We start from the raw sequence: 21,712 nt of genomic DNA on the forward strand, positions 1-21,712 counted from the left end.
GGTATGGAGAAGACGGCGAGGCAGGACGGGTCTGCTTCTGCAGAGACGGGTCTGCCTCTACAGAGTAGGCGATGCGGCCAGTCGCCAATCGGCGAAATCGAAACCTGGGGACACGAAGCACGACACCAGGACCTCCTCCGCATCCAGCGGACGGGCGGCCTGCCAGACCCCGGCGGGCACCAGCACCTGCGCGGCGTCGTCGGGGCCGAGCACCACGGCGGTCGCTTCGCCCGGTTCCGCGCCATCGCCGCCGAGGCTCAGCTCGAGTCGCCCAGGTCCGTGCCACAGCCACAGCTCGTCGCTGGTCACGACGTGCCATTCGCTTTTCTCCGATGGACGCAGGAGGTAGTGGATGCAGGTGGCCGCCGGTCGTGGACCGTTCGGCGTCTCGACGGGCAGAGGGCTCGTCCAGGTTCGGCGGAACCAGCCACCCTCGGGGTGCGGGGCGAGGTCGAGCCGCTCGGCGGTCGTGGGGCGCTGTGTCATGAGACACCTCCGGTCTCGGGGGCGACCGCGGCGCGGTCGAAGGAGTCGATCGCGAAACGGACCTCGCCGGAGACGATCGTGGCGGCGGTGCGGCCCGCCCCGTGCTCGACGAGTTCGGGAACGGCGTCGGGGCCGGCCTGCACGTCGAAGAACGTCAGGTCGGCGAGCGCCCCCACGGCGAGGTACCCGGTGCGGTCGGGACCCACGTCGATCCCCATGGCGTGCGCCCCGCCGAGAGTCGCGGCACCCAGCAGGCGGGCGTGCAGGTCACGGTCGGTGTAGCCCTGCGAGCGGGCGATGCGCGCGAGCTCGGCCACGTCGGCCAGCACGTCGAGCGAGGGGCTCGACGACAGCGAGTCGGTGCCCACGGCGATCGGGCTGCCCTCGCGCAGATACGCCGCGATCGGCGGCTCCTCGAGTCCGATGACGGCGTTCGACCGCGGGCACAGGGCCACGGTCGTGCGGCGCTCGCGCAGGATGGCACGGTCCCTGGCGCTCATGTAGACACCATGGGCGATGTGGCAGTCGGGCCCGAGCACGCCGAGCTGATCGACGAACTCGGTGGCGCTGGTACCGAATCCGGCCTTGCGCAGCTCCTGGAAGCTGGCGAGCCCCGCGGTATGCCAGGCCTGTGGATGCTCGTGCGCGAACTCGCTCTCGAACGCGGCCTCTCCGAGGTGGATGTGGATGCGCCCGCCGCGCTCGCGCACGATGTCGGGGATCTCCAGGAGCGGCTCGATGTCGAGCGAGTACGGGGCGTGCGGCGAGAGGCCGGTTCCGGGCGGGGTCGGCAGCGCGTCGAGGGCCTGCTCGACCTGGGTGCGTCCGGTGCGCGCCCAGTCGGCGTTGGTCCAGCTCATCACCTCCCAGTAGGTGATGCCGTGCAGCCGGGCGTCGTGCAGAGCGGTCGCCGCCGCACGATCGGTCACCACGTCGGCCACGGCCGTCGTGCCGGAGCGCAGCGCCTGAGCCGCGCCGTCCGCCGCATCCGCCGCCCAGTCGCGACCGCCTTCGTACACCGGGTCGAATGCCCGCACCCAGTCGTCGAAGCCGTCGTACTGGCCACGGCCGACCGAGGCCATGCCGGTGTACTGCAGGTGCGTGTGGGCGTTCACGAGTCCGGGGGTCAGCACGCCCGGCCAGTGCACCTCGTCCGCGTCGATGCCGCGCTCGGACAGCGATCGGAGCACCCACTCGCGTTCGCCGACATGCATGATCCGCCCCTCGCGCACGGCCACAGCGCCGTCGACGATGGGAGGCGCGGTGATCGGCACCACGAGACCTGCCGAGTAGACGGTGACGGCGGTCATGCGGACTCTCCTCGGAATCGCGGCGAGCGCCACTCGCGCTGCGCGTCGACCTGCGCGCGGCTGCGCTGGTCGATGTGCTCTCCGCGCAGGGCGAGAGCGGCGGTGCCGATCGTGACGTCGGCCTCGGCCGGGAGCGGATGCACGCCGGCGGGCAGTTCGTGGGCGAGAAGGTGCTCGACGGCGAAGAGCTGCACCGAGAACGACAGGTCCATGATCTCGATCGGGTTGCCCTCCCCCGCGGACAGGTTCACACATCCGCCGCGGGCGATCACGAGCGCCCCGGTGCCGGCGCGCTCGACGAAAGCGGAGACCTCGCCGTTCACTCCCTCATACGGTCGCAGCGTCGACGCATCGAGGTCGATCTCGTGCGGGACGCCACCCGCGACCGCGACGATCGCCGCTGTGCGCAGCACCTCGGCGTCGACCGTGTGCGGCGCCCCTGTGGCCGAGACGACGAGCGCACCGGGGGCGAGATCGTGCAGACGTCCGATGCGGTACCCGTCGTGCGCGGCCCGGAGGGCGCGCACCGGATCGGTCTCGCTGACGCCGACCTGCGCGCCGAGCGCACGCAGGTGGGCGGCGACGCCCTCGCCGACGGGCCCGTAGCCGACCACGACCGCCGGCTGGTCACGAAGGTCGATGCCGGCGTCGTCCAACGCGTCGGCGATCGCGAACACGCACGACTGCCCGGTGCCGTATCGGTTGTCGAAGGAGGTCTTGGTCGGGGCGTCGTTCACCGCGATCACGGGGATCTCGAGCACGCCCTCCTGCTCCATGAGCCGCAGCGGTGTGAGACCGCTCGTGGTCTCCTCGGCCGCACCTCGCAGCTGCGGCGCGAGAGACTCCTCATGCGCGAGGCGGATCAGGTGCGAGCCGTCGTCGAGCAGCAGGTCGAAGCCGCGGCGCAGGAACGACACGGCGGCGGCGCGTTCGGCGGCTCCAGAGAGCGAGGGATCGCCGTCGACCGGGATCCCGCGGGAACGCAGCACCTCGGCGACCTCGACGTCGATCTCATCGGGGTGGGCGTAGACGGCGACCATGGCTCCCGCATCCCGCAGCAGCAGGGCGAGCTGGGCGGTCTTCGGCTCGAGCACCATCGCGATGCCGATGCGCACTCCGCGCACCGTGCCGTTCTCGTGCAGACGCCGCGCACGGTCGGTCGCGACGGGCATATGGCGTCCGGCCGCATCGACGCGATCCTCGGCCCTCTCGCGGGGCGGCAGCGCCTCACCGTCGAGCAGGATCTCGGGCGTCCCTCCCGGCGCGAACACGACCCCCGCGTCGCCGAGATGCGCACCGAGCGCCGGAAGCAGGGCGCGGAGAGCCTCGGCCACGCCATCCGTCCCGATGACCGAGAACTCCCGGCCCGACACGAGCAGGTTGGTCTCACGGGCGAAGCGGCGCACCAGCCGCTGGGCGGTCACGGTCTCGTCGGTCACCAGTCAAGGGTAGAGCCCGCGGGGGTGGCCGAATGCCAGGGCGAGGCAGACCCGCACCCGGAATGTGTCCGTGCATTTCGGGGACTCTGGATTCGTCCACGCCCTTCCCCTTTCATGGGGGCATGACCCGTCAGATCCGCTTCAACGCCTTCGACATGAACTGCGTCGCCCACCAGTCGTCCGGCCTGTGGCGGCACCCCGACGACCGTTCGCGCCAGTACAACACCATCTCGTACTGGACGGAGCTTGCGAAGCTGCTGGAGAGCGCGACCTTCGACGGCATCTTCATCGCCGACGTGCTCGGCACCTACGACGTGTACGGCGGCACGAACGAGGCCGCTATCCGCAACGGCGCCCAGGTGCCGGTGAACGACCCGATCCTGCTGGTGAGCGCGATGGCCGCGGTCACCGAGAACCTGGGCTTCGGCATCACGGCCGGCACCGCGTTCGAGCACCCCTACCCGTTCGCGCGCCGGTTGAGCACCCTCGACCACCTCACGCAGGGCCGCGTCGGCTGGAACGTCGTGACCGGATACCTGCCCAGCGCCGCGCGCAACATGGGCCAGGAGGACCAGCTCGCCCACGATGACCGCTACGACCACGCGGACGAGTACGTCGAGGTGCTCTACAAGCTCTGGGAGGGGTCGTGGGAAGACGACGCCGTGGTCGAGGACCGCGAGCGCGGCATCTTCACCGACCCGGCCAAGGTGCACCCGATCGGGCATGAGGGGAAACACTTCAGCGTGCCCGGCATCCATATCTCCGAACCCTCGCCACAGCGCACGCCGGTGATCTACCAGGCCGGTGCGAGTCCGCGCGGCGTGAAGTTCGCGGCCGAGAACGCCGAGGCCATCTTCGTCGCCGCCCCCTCGAAGGAGGTGCTCGCCGGAACGGTCAGGCGCATTCGCGACGCCCTCGAGGCGGCAGGACGCGACCGGTACGACGCCCGCATCTACACGCTGCTCACCATGATCACCGCCGCCACCGCCGAAGAGGCGACGGCGAAGCACGCGGAGTACCTCTCCTACGCGAGCCCCGAAGGCGCCCTGACGTTCATGTCGGGGTGGATGGGCGTGGATCTGTCGCAGTACGCCGAGGACGAGCCGGTCGGGAACGTCGAGTCGAACGCGATCCAGTCGGTTCTGCAGCACCTGAAGGAAGAGGCCGACCTCGGCCGCGAATGGACCGTCGGCGACTTCGGACGCCACAACGCGATCGGCGGCCTCGGCCCCACGATCGTCGGGTCCGGCGTCGAGATCGCCGACGAGCTGCAGTCCTGGGTCGAGGCGACCGACATCGACGGCTTCAACCTCGCCTACGCGGTCACCCCCGGCACCTGGCAGGACATCATCGAGCACGTGATTCCGGTGCTGCGCGAGCGCGGCGCCTATCCCGAGGAGTACGCGCCGGGCACTCTTCGCAACAAGCTCCACGGCCGCGGCGACCGCGTGCAGGACACGCACCGCGCCGCGAAATACCGCGTCGGGGCGTTCGCCCGGGCGTGAACCGCTAGACGAGAGAGCGCGGCGCCAGGGCGGAGAGGAGTCGGAGCTTCTCGTAGCTCGCGGAGCCCGGGACCGCGGTGTACACGAGCAGGAAGTGCGATTGCTCGGGGTCCACGAGGCTCTGGCAGGACAGCTCCAGCGCGCCGAGCTCGGGATGCACGAAGTGCTTCGTCTCGCGGGGCCGGAGCCCGACCTCGTGACGCTCCCAGATCTCGCGGAACTCGGCGTTGTGCTCCTGCAGCGAGTCGACCATACGCGCAGCGCGCGATGTCGGACCCCGCCGAGCGATGACCTCGCGCAGACCCGACACCCACAGCCGCGACAGGAACTCATGCTCAGCGGGGTCGTACAGGTCGCGGGTCGAATGGTCGCTGAACCAGCGGTATCCGAGGCTGCGTTCCAGCCCGGTGAGCTGGGATGTCTCGCCGGTGAGCGCCCTGCCGAGAGGGGTCTGCCGCAGTGTCTCTCCGAGTTCGGTCACGATCTCGGCCGGAGTGTCCTGCAGCCGATCGAGGATCCGCAGCATGCCGGGACTGATGTGGTCGCTCACTCCTCCTCGGGTGGGCGGAGGGTGCCCGGCGAGGCGGAACAGATGGTCGCGCTCATCGATCGACAGGTGAAGCCCTTGCGCGATGGCAGCGAGCATCTGCTCCGACGGCAGCGGGCCATCACCCCGTTCGAGACGGGCGTAGTAGTCGGCCGACATGTGGCTGAGGGCGGCGACCTCCTCACGCCGAAGGCCTTCGGTCCGACGCCTCGCTCCGCGCGTCAGCCCCACGTCCTCCGGTTGCAGGCTGTCTCGCCGTAGTCGCAGGAACCCTGCGAGTGCCGCCCTGTCGATGGCCATATCCGCGTCCTCCTGCCGACGTCCCGATCCTCGCACTCGCCCGATGCGCTTATCCACTGCATGGGGAGTCCTGGTTGCGCGCCGGCGCAGCCTCCACGCTGGCAGAAGACACGAAGGAGCATCATGACCCCGCGCATTCCCCCCATCCAGGTCCCCTCTCTCGTCGGCCGCCGCGCTGTCGTGACCGGAGGGAGCGACGGCATCGGCCTGCACATCGCCACGCGTCTCGCCCGCGCCGGAGCCGAGATCGTGCTTCCCGTGCGCAATCCGCGGAAGGGGGATGCCGCCGCCGCGACGATCAGGGATGCTGCGCCGGATGCGCAGGTGCGGACGTCGCCGCTCGACCTCTCATCGCTCGACTCCGTGGCGGAGTTCGGCGAGGCGATGCGGAGGGACGGCAGCCCCGTGCATCTGCTCATCAACAACGCCGGGGTGATGACCCCGCCTGACCGTCAGACGACCATCGACGGGTTCGAGGTGCAGTACGGGACGAACCACCTCGGGCACTTCGCCCTGGTCGCGCACCTGCTCCCCCTGCTCAGCGCCGGGCAGGCGCGCGTGACCTCCCAGGTGAGCGTGGCCGCGGCCCGTGGAACGATCAACTGGCAGGACCCGAACTGGGGGCAGTCCTACGACGGGATGCGGGCCTACCGGCAGTCGAAGATCGCGTTCGGACTCTTCGGGCTCGAACTCGATCGGCGCAGCCGAGCGCTCGGATGGGGCATCACGTCGAACCTCTCCCACCCCGGAGTCGCCCCCACGAGCCTGCTCGCCGCTCGTCCGGAACTCGGTCGCGCCGACGACACCGTCGAGGTGAGGGTGATCCGGTGGGCTTCCCAGCGCGGGCTGATAGTCGGCACGGCGGAGAGCGCCGCTCTGCCCGCCCTGTTCGCGGCGGTGTCGCCATCCGCCGTCCCCGGGCGGCTGTACGGACCGCGCGGTCCGGGTCACATGGGCGGCGCTCCAGCCGAGCAGGCTCTGTACCGTCCGCTGCGGAGCACGGCGGATGCCGCGCGCAGCTGGGACCTCTCGGAGCAGCTGAGCGGCGTGACCTACCCGCGGTGACGGCTGGTCAGTCGTCGCTGCGGCTGAAGATCCCGCGGAGCACCAGGAAGACCACGACCGCGACGACGGCGACGATCATGAGCTTGAAGATGAAGGCCAGCACCGAGAACAGCGCGCTCACGATCCACCACGCGATCACGACGGCGAGGATGACGCCGAGGATGGTCCAGATGTTCTTGGTCATGCCTCCAGCCTACGGAGTCGCGGCTGAGGGAATCTCGTCGAGCGACCGGTAGACGGGAAGTCCGAGCTCCTGCGCGATCTCGACGTCCTTGTCCGCACCCGAGGACTCCCCCGGCAGACGCAGCACGGCATCGCAGTGCTGCAGCAGGCGGCGGGCCGTCTCGTACATCACGTCGCCCTCTCCGGCATCCACCGGTTCGAGCGTGCGCAGCACCGGGAGCGCCACCCATTCTCCGATCATCGGCACGTGGCCGAGGCGGAAGATCGGGCCCGCGGCCTCCTCCAGGCGGGCGAGGTTCCTCGCGATGAGGGCGGGGTCGCCGTCGGTGCCCGAGCGGTAGGGGCCGGCGATCAGGATCAGCAGTGGCGTCGTCATGGGGATGACTGTAGTCTGAATCATGCACAATCGTGCAACTTCGTGAGGAAACGCATGCTCGCCGCCCAGCGCAAAGACCACCTGCTCGACCTTCTCGCCCGTGATGGACGGGTGGTGGCCAAGACCGTCGCCGACGAGGTCGGGGTCTCGGAGGACGCGATCCGACGCGACCTCCGGGAACTCGCCGAAGAGGGAAAGCTCCAGCGCGTGTACGGCGGCGCCCTGCCGATCCCTGCCCCGGAGGCCCCGGTGAGCGAACGCACCGAGCTGGCGACCGCGAGCAAGGAGCGCGTCGCACGCGCGGCGGTGGCCACCATCCGGCCCGACTCGACGATCATCCTCGATGCCGGCACGACCACTCTCGCCATGGCCCGGATACTGCCCTCCGGCACGGGGCTCACGGTGATCACGGCGAGCCCGACTGTCGCACTCGCGGCGGCGGAGCACTCGGACGCACGGGTGATCATGGTCGGTGGGGAGCTCTCTCGACACTCACTGGTGACCGGCGGCGGAATGGCGATGGAGGCCATCCAGCACCTCGCGGCCGACACCTTCTTCCTCGGAGCCACCGGCATCGATCCCGCACGCGGCCTGACCACCGGCGAGCTCGAGGATGCCGTCACCAAGCGGGCACTGGCCTCGCGCTGCACCGAGACCGTCGTGCTCGCGAGCGAGGAGAAGATCGGCGCTGTCGCGCGCTATCCCATCCTCGCGCTCGACGCCGTCACCGCGATCATCACCGACCCGGCCGACGACAACCCGCTCACCGCGGAGGTCGAGTCGAGGATCGCCGGACGGGAGTGATGGGCGTGGGCGGCGAGCGCACGAGCATGATCCCCTGAGTTTCACGCCCCTTCGGTTCCGGCCGACGCCGATCAGAGCTGGGCGCGACCGAGTCCGGGGAAGTCGAGCGAGGTCTGCTCCTGATCGCGCCAGGCACGGTGCACGAGGACGTCGGGACTCGACACCCGATAGGCGTCGCGCAGCGCAGCGACGCACCTATCGGCGAACTCCCGATAGTCGGCCGCGTACGCAGGCAGCGCGAGTTCCGAGGTCCAGTTCGGCTGCGCGACCCCCGGCTCTTCCCAGCCGGCGGCCTTCAGCACCGTCTCGTCGGCATCCGTGACCACATCGAGCCCCGGCGCCTCGGCGTACAGCTTGTCGGGATCTCCGGCGAACTGGACGTAGCGCAGCGGGTCACCGTCGACCGACACGATGAGGAACACCTGGTCGGTCACACCGCGGAGCGCCGTGACGAGACGGAGCCCGAAGGCTCCCCACGCCGACGGCTGCGCGTCGGATGCCCGCGGGACGGAACGCTGCGCGACGGCGTCTCGGCTCGTCGCAGCCCACGGCATCGGCTCAGGCGTGCGGATCGTCTCGAAGTCGAGGTCGGGATCATCCATGGGTACGAACTTCAGCCACGGCTGCAGCTCCGGCCGTTCGAACCCGAGCATCTCGAATCCCTGCTCGGCTGCTCGCGGATCGAGGGTGTCGAGCCGCGCCAGCCCTCGACGGTCCGGCCCGTCTCCGCCAGGCTCTACGGTGACCGTGATGCCGCGATACGTGCCGCTGTACTCGACGCGGAAGCACTCCAGCTGTTCATCCGGAGCGATGTTGCGGACCCACCCGTTCCCGATCCGCCGGAAGCCCTCGACCGGGGTCGAGCTCCAGAGTGCCCAATGGCCTCCGGGTGTGGCGAGCGGGTAGTCCGTGTTCCCGACGCGAACGTACCGTCCTGACTTCTGCACGTTCAGCACCCCGGCTTCCGGGTCGGCGCGGCGAGCCCGCGCGTCGGCGTCGCCAACAGAGAGCTGCATGTCATACGAGCCACCCTAAGCGAGCCGTCCGACGCCGCGGATGACGAGCGCCCGGGCGAGGTCGCGCAGCTGCTGCGCCGAGTACCCCCACCCGTCGCCCGAGCGCGACCGTGGTCATCACATGCTCTGGAGGGTTTGTCATGATCTTCCCCATCCTTTCGGCATCAGAGTCCACCTACGCACGTGACGTTCATCATTGAGGGATGGAGATGCAGGAGATCATCGAGACGGTCCGTGGCTTCCCGCAGGGTGCCGAACGGCGAGCGGGGCGAGCATGACCACTGCGCAAGGCATGACCGAGGCCGAGCGACGGATCGTCGCGGTGTGGGCGGCCGACTGCGCGGCACGGGTGCTGCCCCTGTTCGACGCGGAGGCACCCGACGACGACCGCGCGCGCGACGCCATCGCGCGAGCTCGAGCCTTCGCACGGGGTGAGCTCACGGCCGCGGGAGAGATCCGTCGCCGCTTCGTCGCGGGCCGGGCCGCCCACAGCGCCGCTTCACCCGCGGGGGTCGCCGCAGCCCGCTCGGCCGCCCAGGCCGCAGGGGTCGCGCACATGGGTGCCCATGCGCTCGGAGCCGCCGCCTACGCCGCGAAGGCCGTGGAGCTCACGCACCCGGAGGACCCGGATGCCCGCGCCGCCGAGGTGCGGTGGCAGCTCGCCGCCCTGTCGCCCGAGGTCTCATCCGCACTCCGGCGACTGCCTCCCCTCGGCTCCGACACCGCGGGCCCCCTCGGCCCGGGCCTGCTCGCCTCCGGCACGCTCGGGGAGGTGATCCGCGAGATCCAGGCCGCCCTCGGCGCCTGAGGCTCACGACCCGCTTCAGCCCCGATTCAGCGTCGAGCGGCCACACTGGAGGCATGCGGATCCTGGTGGTGGACGACGAGGTGCGTCTGGCCGAGGGCGTGCGCCGCGGCCTGGAGGCCGAGGGCTTCGCCGTCGACGTGGCACACAACGGCGTCGACGGACTCTGGCGCGCGCGTGAGACACGGTACGACGCGATCGTGCTCGACCTGATGATGCCGGGCATGAGCGGCTGGAAGGTGTGCGAGGCGCTCAGGGCCGAAGAGAACTGGACCCCCGTGCTGATGCTCACGGCGAAGGACGGCGAGTGGGACCAGGTCGAAGCGCTCGAGACCGGGGCCGACGACTACGTCACCAAGCCCTTCTCGTTCGCGATCCTCGTCGCGCGCCTGCGTGCTCTCGTGCGGCGCGGAGCCGTCGCGCGTCCGGCGATCCTGGAAGCGGGCGATCTGCGGCTCGATCCCGCAGCGCACCGGGTCTGGCGGGGCGAGACTCCCGTGAGCCTGACCGCTCGGGAGTTCTCGGTGCTCGAATACCTGATGCGTCATCGCGGCCAGGTGCTGTCGAAGCGCACCCTCATCGACGGCGTCTGGGACGACGACTTCGACGGCGATCCCAACATCGTCGAGGTCTACGTCGGGCACCTGCGCCGCAAGCTCGACAAGCCGTTCGGACGCGAGGCGATCGAGACCATCCGCGGAGCGGGCTACCGGCTGGCGGCCGACGGTGGCTAGTCGCAGTTGGCGCTCTGTGCGCGGCAGGACCACGCTCGGCGCCACCGTCGTCGTCGCCGTCGCACTCCTCATCGGCGCCTTCTCGTTCTACGGCGTGCTCAGCGCCAGCATCCACGGCAGCACCGAGCGCGCGGCGGAACAGCGCCTCGAAGAGCTCACCGAACGCGCGGGCGGCCCCGGCGGCAAGGACATCGATGCGCTCGACGACGAGATCCTGCAGATCATCGGTGCGGACGGTTCGGTGCGCGCCGCCAGCGAAGACGCCAGGGAGAAGCTCGGGTCGACACCCCTCCCCGTCGACGACGATCCGCAGACGACCACTGTCGACGGAGAGACCGTCCTCGTCGTCTCCGAGGACATCGAGCGCGACCAGACCCTCGTGCTCGCCGTCTCGATGGAGGACGATGACGAGACCCTCGCGACGGTCGCGACGCTGCTGGCCATCGCCCTCCCCCTGCTTCTGCTGCTCGTCGCCGTGACCACATGGTCGGTGGTCGGCCGAGCCCTCCGCCCGGTCGAGCTCATCCGCGAAGAGGTCGACGGCATCACCGCAGAGCGCCTGCACCAGCGGGTACCGGTGCCGGAGACCGCCGATGAGATCGCCGCGCTCGCGACGACCATGAACGGCATGCTCGATCGGCTCGACGCTGCGGCCACCGCGCAGCGGCGCTTCGTCTCGGACGCTTCCCACGAGCTGCGCTCGCCCCTCGCGACGATCCGTCAGCATGCCGAACTCGCCCAGGCCCATCCCGATGTGACAAGCATCGGCGAACTCGCCGAGGTGGTGTCGGAGGAGGGACTGCGCCTGCAGGGCATCGTCGAATCACTGCTGCTGCTCGCCCGCCTGGATGAGGGAGCGAGCACCCATGACGAGGCGGTCGACCTCGACGACATCGCCCTCGGCGAGGTGCGCCGGCTCCGGGCCGCGGGAATCGACGTCGACGGCTCCGGGATCCACGCCGCCCGGGTGCACGGCGACCCGCGACTGCTCGGGCAGCTGGTGCGAAACCTCGCCGACAACGCCGTGCGCCACAGCCGCGGGCGCGTCGCGATCGGGGTGACGCCATCGGACGGATACGTGTTCGTCACGATCGAGGACGACGGCACCGGGGTGCCGGCCGAGGAGCGGGAGCGGATCTTCGAGCGCTTCGTCCGCCTCGACGAGGCCCGCAGCCGCGACGCCGGAGGCAGCGGATTGGGCCTCGCGATCGCCCGCGGCATCGCCGCCAGCGGCCACGGAACCCTCACGGTCGACGACTCCCGCTGGGGTGGTGCGCGCTTCGTGCTCACCCTGCCCCTCGGCGCCTGACCAGACGGACCCGAGGTTCCTGAAGAGGTCTTCAGGACGCTTCAGGGAGGCTTCAGCGCCCGCGGGAGACCATCGAGACATGGACGACAAGACACCCACCCCCGACCAGACGCCCGCTCCTGACCAGACGCCGCAGAGCACTCCGGATGCGGAGACCGTGCCGGTGACCCCGCCCCCGACGCCCGGCGCGGAGGCCCCGATCGCGGGCTCCGGACAGCACCCGGTCTTCCCCGCCGCAGAACCCGTGCCCGCTCCCGCGACGGCCGCATCGAAGCCCGGCCGCACGCGCGCGCTCCTCATCGGCGGAGGCATCGCTGCGGCCGTCGTCCTGGCGGGTGGCGGCGTCGCGGTCGGCGCGGCGATCGGCGACGAGTTCGGCGACGACGATCGCTCGTCGATGTCCGACGACGGCCCCCGCCACGACGCCGATGACCACGGTCCGCGCGGCGACGACCGCGGAGACGACGACCGCGACAACGCCCCCTCGAACGGCCGCGGCCCGGTGACCGGAATCGGCACGGCATCTGCCGACGAGCTCATCGAGATCGCCGACGCCGCGCGGGGAGCAGCCGACGGCGAGGTCACCTCGATCGACGCGAAGCGCGACGGCACCTGGGAGGTGCAGCTGACCACAGCCGCCGGGGCGGAGACCGAGGTCCGGGTCGACGAGGCCCTGGTCGCATCCGTCACCTCCACCGACGCGGCCGACGGCGACGACACCGGCCCCACGCTCACCCTCGACGACGAGACGATCCGCGCCCTGGTCTCCGCCGCACTCGCCGAGGCCGAGGGGATGATCACCGACCTCGATGTCGACGGCGACGACGTGAGCCCCTACGACGCCTCGGTGCTCACCTCGGACAACCGCTCGATCGACATCGACTTCAGCGCCGACTTCGCCGTCGTCGGAACCGACATCGACTGAGCAGATCAGGGCCGCGTCCTGTCGGGCGGACCCGAGACGCCCGGCTCGACGGTGCCGCCGCTCCCACCCGGGGGCGGCGGCATCGTCGCATCCACCGGGCCTCGAAGCCGATTAGCATTCAAGGATGACGAACTCCGATCCGATCGACGACATCTCCATCGGCGGTGAGGTGATCCGCCTCGGGCAGTTCCTCAAGTTCGCCGGACTCCTCGACTCGGGCGGCGACGCCAAAGAGGTCATCATCGACGGGTACGTGACGGTGAACGGCGAGATCGACCGCCGCCGAGGACGCCAGTTGCGCGACGGCGACCTGGTGTCGTTCGAGGGACGAACGGTCCGCGTCCGCCCGTGACCGTCTGACTCCTCGTCAGCCGCCGCTCACGCAGGCGTCACATCCATTCGAGCACCTGCTCGATCAGGATGCCCACGCCGATGACGGTCATGGCGATGCCGGCGATCCGCGTGACCACCGAACTCGCGCGGGGCCGGGTGCGCAGCAGTCGACGGGCGAGCAGACCGACCGTCGTGTAGACGATCGCGATGTTGAGCAGGTGCAGTCCGCCCAGCGCGAGCATCTGCGTCGTCGACGGCCAGCCATTCGGACTCGTGAACTGCGGCAGCAGGGCGAGGAGCAGCAGGAGCCCCTTCGGGTTGATGCCGCTGACACCGGATCCGCGCAGGAACTGCCCCCACCCTCCGGTCGCGATCGGCTCGCCGCTCTCCGCGATCGGAGCCGGACGGCTGGCCAGGGTCGTGGCTCCGAGGAAGATCAGGTAGAGCGCACCGGCCACCGTCAGGGTCGTGAGGGTGACGGGATACGCGGTGACCAGCGCGCCGAGACCGAGAGCGACGGCGACGATCACGACGGTGTATCCGGCGATCATCCCGAGGATCGACGGTGCAAGGGAGCGGGCACGCAGGCCGGCGGAGATCGCATACGCCCAGTCGGCGCCGGGGGTCAGCGCGAGCATGACGGCGACCACCCAGAACTGCATCACCAGAGCGATATCCATCGGTTCTCCTCAATCCGAGGAAGAGACTACGAAGGATCACGCGAGAGGTGCTCCGATTCTTCGAGCCATCCGCGCCTTCACCTGCAAGAATTGTCGTCATGGACGCACTCGACCGGGAGATCCTCTCTCTGCTGCAGGATGACGGCCGGATGAGCGCGACCCACCTCGCCTCGCAGGTCGGCCTGAGCCTGTCCGCCTGTCATCGCCGGCTCAAAGAACTGGAGCAGTCCGGCGCGATCGAGCGGTACCGCGCGGTGGTCGCCCCGGCAGCGGTCGGCCTCACCTTCGAGGCCATCGTCTTCGTGACGATCGGGCGCACCGACAAGGACACGATCGTGGCGTTCGAAGAGGCCGTCGTGGCGATCCCCGCGGTCGTCGAGGCGCAGCGTCTGTTCGGCGACCCCGACTACATGCTGCGCATCCTCACCCGCGACATGGGCGCCTACCAGGAGCTCTACGACAACACCCTCGGCGCCCTGCCCGGCGTGCAGCGTCTCACCTCGACCATGGTGATGAAGCGGCTCGGGGCCGATCGGGCCGTGCCGATCCCCTGACGCAGCAAGGACAGCGCCGGCGCCGCGATCAGACCGCGACAGCGCTGATCGATGCGTGCGGACGGCGTCCGTCCTGCACTCGGGCGTCGCTGTCGACCACGCGGAAGCCGGCGCGCTCCAGCAGCACGGACAGCCCCTCGACTGACCAGTAGTGCGCCGTCGTGACGGCATGCGGGAAGGGCTCTCCGTCGACCCCGGCGAAGAACCCGACCAACAGGGCTCCCCCGTCGCGGAGAACGCGTCGAGCATGGGCGAGGAGGACCGCGAGCTCATCCGGCCCTGCGTGGATCAGCGAGTACCAGGCGAGCACGCCGCCGAGGGAGCCCGACGCGACGCCGACGTCCGTCAGCGATGCCACCCGATACGGAACGTGCGGGAACCGCGCGCAGGCACCGGCGACGAACTCCGGCACCAGGTCGATGCCTTCGGCGTCGATCCCTCGTTCGGCGAGGAACGCGGTCCAGTGCCCCGGGCCGCACCCGGCATCGAGGAGGCGCCCGTCGACCGCATCCGCCCAGCCCCCGATGCGCTCCCGGTCGACCTCGTCCATCTGCCCGATGTCGCCGAACAGCTGCGTGTACTCGGCGGCACGTGCGGCGTATCCGTCTCGGATGCGCCGGTCACTCCCTGAGTCGTCCACCACGGCTCTCCCCTCAGCGTCCATTCGCGATCACCGTCGTCCACGGTATCCGGCTCCCGCAGCAGCACCCCCTCGACGCCCGGACACGACGACCGATACTGTCTGGTCATGACTACGACCGACGCGCCGGTGCGCTCACCTCGTTGGCACCTTCTCGGTTCGCTGCCCTTCGCGGCGGCCGCGCTCGTCCTCGTGAACGGGCTCTACATCTTCCTGGTGGCGCTCGGAAACATCACCGACTACGGCACCAACTTCGATTTCGTGCAGCACGTCTTGGCGATGGACACCACGAACTTCGGCCAGGAGGCCGGCAAGGGGCTCGATCCCGACGTGATGTGGCGGGCGATCGACAACCCCGTGCTGTGGAACATCGCCTACATCGGCGTGATCATCTGGGAGTCGCTGAGCGCGATCGTCCTGATCGTCGCGGTCGTGTTCTTCGTGCGCGGATTCCTCGGCCACGGCTTCCACGCCGCCCGCGTGTGGTCGTCGATCGGGCTGGTGATGATCATCCTCCTCTTCGTGGGCGGGTTCATCTCGATCGGCGGCGAGTGGTTCCAGATGTGGCGCTCCACCTCGTGGAACGGACTCGATCCCGCCTTCCGCAACTCGGTGATCGCCGGCATCGGCCTGGTGCTGCTGCACCTCCCCTCGCCCCGCTGGGACGACACCGCACCGCGTCGCGACGCCTCTCGCTGATCGAGGTCGCTGCATCGACCCGGGTTCAGTCGCGGAGAATCGAGTGCTGCTCGCCCTTCGCCGGCGGTGTGTATGCGCAGGTGTCACCCGCACACAACTGCGGCTTGCGCCGCGCGAAGCGCTGGGCGACAACGCATCCCAGGCAGATCCCGAAGGCTGTCTCCAGGTACAGCAGGAGAAGACACACCCCGCAGATCACCTGAGCGACGATCGTCGGCAGACCCAACCATCCCAAGCTGAAGCACCCCGCGAGGGACATTCCGAACCCCATGCCCCAGGCAAGGATCTTCGACCGCGCCTCCACCCACTCCGGACGCTGCGGGCGAGTGATCAGCGCACCCAGGATGAGCGTAGGAGTGAAAGCTGTTCCGACGAACAACCGCAGCATCATCTCGATGGCGAACACGATTCCGAAGATCCGCATCGGCTGCAGGTCACCGGTGATCACACTCCAGAGCCACGCCGAGAAACCAGCCAGGAACAGGATCCCCGCTGACGCTCGAACCGCGCGTTCGTTCACGACCGGAGTGCCGATGCCCTCGACCCACTGACCGACGACGGGCTGTTCCTTCACGGGCTGAGATGAGCGCATGGACGAAATAATACCCCGGGGGGTATAATCTGAATCACTTCGATCCAAAGAAAGGTGCAGGAGATGTGCGCTCGCGTGACGTGTGGCCAGTGCGGTAAAGCAACGTGGGAAGGTTGCGGTCAGCATGTGGAGGAGGCGCTCTACGGGGTCCCCGACGATCAGCGGTGCGAGGGGCACCCTCATGGCGCGGCGTAGCCTGCGAGCCGTCGCACTCGGGGCGGCTCTCGCCCTCTCCGTCGCGATGAGCGGCTGCGCTGCCACGGCGTCTCCCTCTGTAGCGATCGGCGAAGACACGGTCGTTGTCGATGTGCGCACCCCCGCGGAGTACGCCGAGGGCCATCTCGACGGCGCCATCAACATCGACCTTCAAACCCCGGAATTCGACACGACCATCTCGGAGCTCGATCCCGAGGATGAATACGTCGTCTACTGCCAGTCCGGCAACCGATCCGCGCAGGCGGTCGCCGCGATGGAAGCCGCGGGACTCGACGTGCAGGACGCGGGCGGGATCTCTGAGGCCGCAGAGGCCACCGGTCTCCCCGTCATCCGATGACGTCCGCCCCCGCTACCCACGGCTCGGAATGAAAGGACCACAATGACCACTCTCACTGTCACCGGCGACAACCTCCGAGACACCATCAGCCGCACCGACATCGTGATCTTGGACTTCTGGGCGGCATGGTGCGGCCCCTGCCGCGCCTTCGCGCCCGTCTTCGAGAAGGCGTCCGACACACACTCGGATATCACCTTCGGCAAGGTCGATACCGAATCGGAACGAGAACTCGCCGCCGGCTTTCAGATTCGGTCCATCCCCACGCTGATGGTGTTCCGGGGCGGTATCGGTGTCTTCTCTCAGCCCGGAGCGCTCAATGATGCGCAACTCGAGCAGGTCATCACCTCTGTCCGCGCATTGGACATGGCAGAGGTGAGAGAGCAGCTCCGTCGCCGATCCGAGTCTGCGCACGCGCCGTCATGAGAGACTCTTCGGCCGCTGACGCCGCCTTCGTCACTGCGGTGAGCTGGCGGAGATACCCCGCGGGGTAGCCCGAGCGTACCGTCGCGCGAGTCGCACCGTCGGCGGCGTTCCGAGACCTCGGTTCAGTGCCCGGATTCTCGGGCGAGAGATCAGTGTAGGTTCCTGCCCGGGATGGCGGGGGAAGGGCGCGATTCCGCGGCAGTTGGCAACGGTATCGCAGCCGGGATTCCATGCGAGATGGCGGATCCCTACACGTCACCAGAACGTACGATCACCTCGTCCAGGGTGACGACGACGATCGACCGGAACTAGTACTCCCCGACGACGATCCGGTTCGTTCCGTCGAGGGTGACGGTACCACCGTGCGGAATGATCCACTGCGGGCGGGTGTGTCCGAAAGGCACGCCGACGCACACGACCGCGGCGGGGTTGTACCGGGCGACCTGTTCGATGATCGTGTCCCGCTGGACGGCTCGCAGTCGCGCACGCTCGTCGGCGGGCGGCACGAGTGCGCCAAGTTCACTGACCGGAGGTCGGGCGACGAGCACACCGGCAACGACGTCGAGCACTCCGCGCTCGCCCAGGGCGCGCACCCAGCGCTTGACCTGGACTGCGGGCGGCCCCTCCCCGCCGGTCTCCAACAGAAGAATCGCACCCTGCAGGTGGCTTAGGTCGGGCATTCGGCCTGCGAGAGCGATCTGGTCGATAACCTCAATGCAGCCGCCCCAGCTCGTCCCCGACACGACATCTCCGGGACCAGCCCAGGTCCATGCTTCGGTGGCCTCGCGCGCTCCGAATTCCGTCAGGGCGCGGGGATCGTCCCATGGATGCCCGAAGTCCTCGGACTCGCCGGGTTCGGTGAGCTCGAGCGTGCCGCCGTCAACCAGCGCCGCGCGCAGGGACTGCAGGTGGACGTCGTCGAGGTACGGTCCGGGCCCGAGATGCACCTGGGTGGATCCGCCATAGAAGGTCGGCACGCCGAGGTTCCAGAGCAGGTTGTGCAGGTTCGTATTGTCGCTGTAGCCGACGAACGGTTTCGGGTTCGCCACGAGCACGCCCGTGTCGATGTGCGGGACCACCGTCACCTGGTCATCGCCACCGATTGTCGCCAGTACAGCCCGAATATCCGGATCGGCGAACGCCGCGGTCACGTCGGCGGCTCGGGCCTCCGCACTCGCACCCAACTGACGCGTAGTCGGGTACTCCACCGGGATCAGCCCCGTCGCCTCGGTCAGACGCCGCATCGCCTGCTCGTGCAATGCGGGTGAGATCGCTGGAGCGGCGGATGCCGGCGAGATCACGGCAACACGGTCACCGGGACGTGCTTTGGGGACGGCTTCAAACGCCTTCGCGACCATCCACCAATTAGACCAGACCCCTGAAATGACCCCGAGCGCGCCTGCTCGCCCGGCGTGATTCGACGAAATTCACGCAAAGTGTCGGATCCCGCAACTCACCGACATCTCGCTCTGAATCTGACATCTCCACGCGGAACCTAAACACTCAGTTGAAGTCGCCGCCGGGGGCCATGTCCATGAAGCGCGAGTAGTGCCCCTGGAACGCGACCGTGATCGTCGCGGTAGGTCCGTTACGGTGCTTGGCGACGATGAGGTCGGCCTCGCCCGGACGCACGTCCTTGTCGTAGACCGAGTCGCGGTGCAGCAGGATGACCATGTCGGCGTCCTGCTCGATCGAGCCGGACTCTCGCAGGTCGCTGATCGCGGGCTTCTTGTCGGTGCGCTGCTCGGGACCACGGTTCAGTTGCGAGAGGGCGATGACCGGAACCTGCAGCTCCTTGGCGATGAGCTTGAGGCTTCGCGAGAACTCCGAGACCTCCTGCTGACGCGACTCGACGCGCTTGCCCGATGTCATGAGCTGCAGGTAGTCGATGATGACCATGCGCAGGCCCTCGCGCTGCTTGAGTCGACGGCATTTGGCACGGATCTCGACGAGCGTCATGTTCGGGCTGTCGTCGATGTAGAGCGGGGCGTCGTTGATGCGGCCTCGGGTCGCGGCGACGGTGGTCCAGTCGCGCGGGTCGAGGTTTCCCTTTCGCATGTTCTGCAGAGGGATCGCACCCTCGGCGCTGAGCAGACGCATCGCGATCTCGCTCTTGCCCATCTCGAGCGAGAAGAAGACGGAGGGGAGGTTGTGGCCGATGGATGCCGAGCGGGCGAAGTCGAGCGCGAGCGTGGACTTACCCATGGCGGGTCGAGCGGCGACGACGATCATCTGACCGCCGTGCAGGCCGTTCGTGAGCTCGTCGAGCTCCTTGAAGCCGGTCGGAACGCCGGTCATGGATCCGTCGCGACCGCTGGCGGCCTCGATCTCCTCGAGGGCGGCATCGACGGCGATCTGCAGGGGGACGTAGTCTTCGGCGGTCTCGGATCCGGTGATCGAGTAGATCTCGGCCTGGGCGTTGTTGACGATGTCGGTCGCGTCGCCCTCACCGGCATAGCCGAGCTGCACGATGCGGGTGCCGGCGTCGACGAGCCGGCGCAGGATCGCGCGCTCCGAGACGATGCCGGCGTAGTAGCCGGCGTTCGCGGCCGTGGGCACGATCGAGGTCAGGGTGTGCAGGTAGTCGGCACCGCCGGCGCGGCCGAGCTCGCCCGTCTTGATGAGCTCATCGGTGACGGCGACCACGTCGGTGGGCTCGCCGTGCGAGTACAGCGAGAGGATGGCCTCGAAGATCAGCTCGTGCTTGGGGATGTAGAAGTCGGCGCCCTTGAGCGTCTCGATCACATCGGCGACCGCATCCTTCGACAGGAGCATTCCGCCCAGCGCGCTCTGCTCGGCGAGGAGGTCGTGGGGAGGCGTGCGCTCGGGCGCGCGCTTCGCGCCCATGCGCTCCTCTGAGATGTCAGCGATCGACACAGTCTTCCCTTCGATGCGACGTTTCCGATGCGATGTTCCGAGGAGACGCCTCGACGGCGGGGCCTGTATGGATCTCGGCCCTCACGCCACCCTGAACAGCAAAACAGGTGCCTCCGACATTCGGTCGCTCGCCCACGCTACGAGCGACTCTTTCCACATGCAACACGGCCTGTGGATAACCATGTGGAAAGCGTGCGGACAAAGTCGGAGTGTCTGTGCACAACGGGTGTGGATAACCCCGTGGAGGAGTGGGAAAGCAAACTTTTTTATCTGCCCTGATCTGGCGTTTGCCCTTTCCCCAGCCTGTGGATGAAAATCAGTTTAAATCGGGCGTTGAAGGTTGCCCTCTTCGGGGATGGGATGTGTAGAACCTGGGGAAAGTCAAGCCGAGATTTCTCCGGGCGCGTCACACCCCGACATCCCCGGAAACGCGCGGAGAACCCCCTAGACAGATCGTGCGGCCGCGAGTATCGTCGCCTCCAATCGACGCAGCTCCGTCGAGATTCGTGGCTTTCTGAGGGGGAGGCACACGAGATCACCTTCTGAGGGGGAGGTTGACGTGGACGTTCGGGCCACCCGACGCGGCACACCTGCCGTCGTCTTCTGGGGTGGCATCGGCGTGCTCGCCTGGGCGACGCTCACCGTCCTCCTCTCGGGCGGATCCGCGCATGCGGACGACCAGGAAGACGGGCCGCTCGACGGGCTCACCTCGCTGGTCAGCAACACGGTGTCGGCCGTCACGGCCCCCGTGGCACCCATCGTCACAGAGGTCGTCGCTCCCGTGGTCACACAGGTGGTCGCCCCCGTGCAGCAGGCCGTCCCGGCCGTCGTCACCACCGTGACCGCGCCGGTCGTGAACGCTCCGGTCGCCGGGCCGGCGGTCGCTCCCGTGGTCCATGCCGTGACGGAGACCACGACGGCGGTCGTCGCGCCGGTCACCGACGTACTGACCGGCGCACCGGTCTCCCAGATCACCGATCCGATTCTCGACACGGTCTCCGGCATCCCGGTGGTCGGCGGGCTCGCCTCCGACCTCGGCCTGATCTCCGCGGTGGGCGACGTGGTCGGCGTGGTCGATGACACCACCGCACTTCTCGGGAACGTCACGAATGAGACCATTCCTCCCGTGCTCGAGGCCCTCGACCCGACCTCGCCCGAACCCGGCGAGGGGCCGGAGAGCATCACCGAGCCTGCGGTGACGACGACCCCGACCGTGATCATCGCGGAGGACATCGCGACGATGCCCCCGGTCACGTCGACAGCTCTGCCCCCGGCCGGATCCCCGCCTCCGAGCGTGCTCTCCGCCGCGGACGGCGCCACCGGCGCCGGCGACGACACCACTCGTGTGCCCGCCGACCCGCCGCCGTCGAGCCCGCCGGGCAGCACGGTTCCCGCGTCGTCCTCCGCCGGTCCCGGCGGCGGAAGCGGCGCCTCTCCCGCGCGCCTCAGCGACGCGAACTCTTCTCCGCTCCGTGCTGGTGAGCGGACATCCGGGGCCTCCGACGACGAGCTTCCTTCGTCGCCGGTCGCCGACACCGACGTCTCTCCTGACTGACG

General features: G+C 69.0%; 25 protein-coding genes. 13 read left to right on the forward strand and 12 right to left on the reverse strand.

The window, feature by feature from the left end; translation table 11 throughout:
• Positions 1 to 57 precede the first annotated feature (57 nt).
• The 3 genes from ACP699_RS10860 to ACP699_RS10870 are packed head-to-tail and all read right to left on the reverse strand — an operon-like array spanning position 58 to position 3,235.
• The gene (locus ACP699_RS10860; protein ID WP_055871295.1) at positions 58 to 486 is read right to left on the reverse strand and encodes a cupin domain-containing protein; all 429 of its coding nucleotides are present in this window, start codon (positions 484 to 486) and stop codon (positions 58 to 60) included.
• On the reverse strand, positions 483 to 1,796 hold the full coding sequence (locus ACP699_RS10865) for an amidohydrolase family protein (RefSeq protein ID WP_288969046.1): 1,314 nt from the start codon (positions 1,794 to 1,796) through the stop codon (positions 483 to 485). The genes ACP699_RS10860 and ACP699_RS10865 overlap by 4 nt, the downstream gene beginning before the upstream one ends.
• A complete protein-coding gene (locus tag ACP699_RS10870) occupies positions 1,793 to 3,235 on the reverse strand; it encodes an adenosylhomocysteinase (RefSeq protein ID WP_426171076.1) in 1,443 nt (480 codons plus the stop codon). Before ACP699_RS10870 ends, ACP699_RS10865 begins: the two co-directional genes overlap by 4 nt.
• Before the next feature lie 122 nt (positions 3,236 to 3,357).
• Between ACP699_RS10870 and ACP699_RS10875 the strand changes: the two genes are divergently transcribed.
• Complete coding sequence (locus ACP699_RS10875) at positions 3,358 to 4,740, forward strand: LLM class flavin-dependent oxidoreductase (protein WP_426171078.1); 1,383 nt, start codon at positions 3,358 to 3,360, stop codon at positions 4,738 to 4,740.
• Positions 4,741 to 4,744: 4 nt separating this feature from the next.
• Here ACP699_RS10875 and ACP699_RS10880 read toward each other — a convergent pair whose 3' ends face one another.
• Entirely contained in the window at positions 4,745 to 5,587 is an 843-nt protein-coding gene (locus ACP699_RS10880; protein WP_426171080.1) for a helix-turn-helix transcriptional regulator, read from the reverse strand.
• Positions 5,588 to 5,710: 123 nt separating this feature from the next.
• Between ACP699_RS10880 and ACP699_RS10885 the strand changes: the two genes are divergently transcribed.
• Positions 5,711 to 6,652 carry an SDR family oxidoreductase gene (locus tag ACP699_RS10885; protein WP_055871310.1) on the forward strand — a complete coding sequence of 314 codons (942 nt, stop codon included), beginning with the start codon at positions 5,711 to 5,713 and terminating at the stop codon, positions 6,650 to 6,652.
• 7 nt (positions 6,653 to 6,659) lie between these two features.
• On the opposite strand, the gene ACP699_RS10890 is transcribed toward ACP699_RS10885, so the two are convergent.
• A complete protein-coding gene (locus ACP699_RS10890) occupies positions 6,660 to 6,836 on the reverse strand; it encodes a hypothetical protein (RefSeq protein ID WP_055871313.1) in 177 nt (58 codons plus the stop codon).
• Between the two features lie 9 nt (positions 6,837 to 6,845).
• On the reverse strand, positions 6,846 to 7,211 hold the full coding sequence (locus tag ACP699_RS10895) for a DUF4406 domain-containing protein (protein WP_200942494.1): 366 nt from the start codon (positions 7,209 to 7,211) through the stop codon (positions 6,846 to 6,848).
• Between the two features lie 54 nt (positions 7,212 to 7,265).
• Between ACP699_RS10895 and ACP699_RS10900 the strand changes: the two genes are divergently transcribed.
• Positions 7,266 to 8,015, forward strand: a complete 750-nt coding sequence (locus ACP699_RS10900; RefSeq protein WP_055871317.1) for a DeoR/GlpR family DNA-binding transcription regulator — start codon at positions 7,266 to 7,268, stop codon at positions 8,013 to 8,015.
• Between the two features lie 71 nt (positions 8,016 to 8,086).
• Here the strand turns inward: ACP699_RS10900 and ACP699_RS10905 are convergent, their stop codons facing one another.
• Positions 8,087 to 9,031, reverse strand: coding sequence for a TY-Chap domain-containing protein (locus ACP699_RS10905; RefSeq protein WP_426171085.1), 945 nt, complete (start codon positions 9,029 to 9,031; stop codon positions 8,087 to 8,089).
• 274 nt (positions 9,032 to 9,305) lie between these two features.
• On the opposite strand from ACP699_RS10905, the gene ACP699_RS10910 reads away from it, so the two are divergent.
• The 5 genes from ACP699_RS10910 (at position 9,306) to ACP699_RS10930 (ending at position 13,156) form a co-directional block, all read left to right on the forward strand.
• Positions 9,306 to 9,839, forward strand: coding sequence for a putative immunity protein (locus ACP699_RS10910; RefSeq protein WP_426171087.1), 534 nt, complete (start codon positions 9,306 to 9,308; stop codon positions 9,837 to 9,839).
• Positions 9,840 to 9,892: 53 nt separating this feature from the next.
• Complete coding sequence (locus ACP699_RS10915; protein WP_017829831.1) at positions 9,893 to 10,570, forward strand: response regulator transcription factor; 678 nt, start codon at positions 9,893 to 9,895, stop codon at positions 10,568 to 10,570.
• A 16-nt stretch (positions 10,571 to 10,586) separates the two neighbouring features.
• Positions 10,587 to 11,879, forward strand: coding sequence for a sensor histidine kinase (locus ACP699_RS10920; RefSeq protein ID WP_426171090.1), 1,293 nt, complete (start codon positions 10,587 to 10,589; stop codon positions 11,877 to 11,879).
• Positions 11,880 to 11,958: 79 nt separating this feature from the next.
• On the forward strand, positions 11,959 to 12,804 hold the full coding sequence (locus ACP699_RS10925; RefSeq protein ID WP_426171092.1) for a hypothetical protein: 846 nt from the start codon (positions 11,959 to 11,961) through the stop codon (positions 12,802 to 12,804).
• A gap of 124 nt (positions 12,805 to 12,928) precedes the next feature.
• A complete protein-coding gene (locus tag ACP699_RS10930; protein WP_017829834.1) occupies positions 12,929 to 13,156 on the forward strand; it encodes an RNA-binding S4 domain-containing protein in 228 nt (75 codons plus the stop codon).
• Positions 13,157 to 13,193: 37 nt separating this feature from the next.
• Here the strand turns inward: ACP699_RS10930 and ACP699_RS10935 are convergent, their stop codons facing one another.
• Positions 13,194 to 13,817, reverse strand: coding sequence for a LysE family translocator (locus ACP699_RS10935; protein ID WP_426171095.1), 624 nt, complete (start codon positions 13,815 to 13,817; stop codon positions 13,194 to 13,196).
• A 98-nt stretch (positions 13,818 to 13,915) separates the two neighbouring features.
• Between ACP699_RS10935 and ACP699_RS10940 the strand changes: the two genes are divergently transcribed.
• The gene (locus ACP699_RS10940; protein WP_017829836.1) at positions 13,916 to 14,371 is read left to right on the forward strand and encodes an Lrp/AsnC family transcriptional regulator; all 456 of its coding nucleotides are present in this window, start codon (positions 13,916 to 13,918) and stop codon (positions 14,369 to 14,371) included.
• Positions 14,372 to 14,399: 28 nt separating this feature from the next.
• Here the strand turns inward: ACP699_RS10940 and ACP699_RS10945 are convergent, their stop codons facing one another.
• Complete coding sequence (locus tag ACP699_RS10945; RefSeq protein ID WP_426171098.1) at positions 14,400 to 15,014, reverse strand: class I SAM-dependent methyltransferase; 615 nt, start codon at positions 15,012 to 15,014, stop codon at positions 14,400 to 14,402.
• A gap of 105 nt (positions 15,015 to 15,119) precedes the next feature.
• Between ACP699_RS10945 and ACP699_RS10950 the strand changes: the two genes are divergently transcribed.
• A complete protein-coding gene (locus ACP699_RS10950; protein ID WP_055875194.1) occupies positions 15,120 to 15,710 on the forward strand; it encodes a DUF2165 domain-containing protein in 591 nt (196 codons plus the stop codon).
• A 25-nt stretch (positions 15,711 to 15,735) separates the two neighbouring features.
• On the opposite strand, the gene ACP699_RS10955 is transcribed toward ACP699_RS10950, so the two are convergent.
• The gene (locus ACP699_RS10955; RefSeq protein WP_206516649.1) at positions 15,736 to 16,428 is read right to left on the reverse strand and encodes a DUF4395 domain-containing protein; all 693 of its coding nucleotides are present in this window, start codon (positions 16,426 to 16,428) and stop codon (positions 15,736 to 15,738) included.
• 55 nt (positions 16,429 to 16,483) lie between these two features.
• Between ACP699_RS10955 and ACP699_RS10960 the strand changes: the two genes are divergently transcribed.
• Together ACP699_RS10960 and trxA are read left to right on the forward strand one after the other, a co-directional pair.
• On the forward strand, positions 16,484 to 16,855 hold the full coding sequence (locus ACP699_RS10960; RefSeq protein WP_426171101.1) for a rhodanese-like domain-containing protein: 372 nt from the start codon (positions 16,484 to 16,486) through the stop codon (positions 16,853 to 16,855).
• Positions 16,856 to 16,897: 42 nt separating this feature from the next.
• Positions 16,898 to 17,278, forward strand: a complete 381-nt coding sequence (gene trxA, locus ACP699_RS10965) for a thioredoxin (RefSeq protein ID WP_219869859.1) — start codon at positions 16,898 to 16,900, stop codon at positions 17,276 to 17,278.
• Between the two features lie 308 nt (positions 17,279 to 17,586).
• Here the strand turns inward: trxA and ACP699_RS10970 are convergent, their stop codons facing one another.
• Positions 17,587 to 18,636, reverse strand: a complete 1,050-nt coding sequence (locus tag ACP699_RS10970; protein WP_302793866.1) for a S66 family peptidase — start codon at positions 18,634 to 18,636, stop codon at positions 17,587 to 17,589.
• A 145-nt stretch (positions 18,637 to 18,781) separates the two neighbouring features.
• Positions 18,782 to 20,155: a replicative DNA helicase gene (dnaB, locus tag ACP699_RS10975; RefSeq protein ID WP_082524306.1), complete on the reverse strand. Its 1,374-nt coding sequence runs from the start codon at positions 20,153 to 20,155 to the stop codon at positions 18,782 to 18,784.
• A gap of 559 nt (positions 20,156 to 20,714) precedes the next feature.
• Here dnaB and ACP699_RS10980 point away from each other — a divergent pair.
• On the forward strand, positions 20,715 to 21,710 hold the full coding sequence (locus ACP699_RS10980; RefSeq protein ID WP_426171106.1) for a hypothetical protein: 996 nt from the start codon (positions 20,715 to 20,717) through the stop codon (positions 21,708 to 21,710).
• Positions 21,711 to 21,712: the final 2 nt, after the last annotated feature.

Origin of the sequence: Microbacterium sp. DWRC1-3, assembly GCF_049896645.1 — a bacterium.
Lineage (GTDB): Bacteria > Actinomycetota > Actinomycetes > Actinomycetales > Microbacteriaceae > Microbacterium > Microbacterium maritypicum.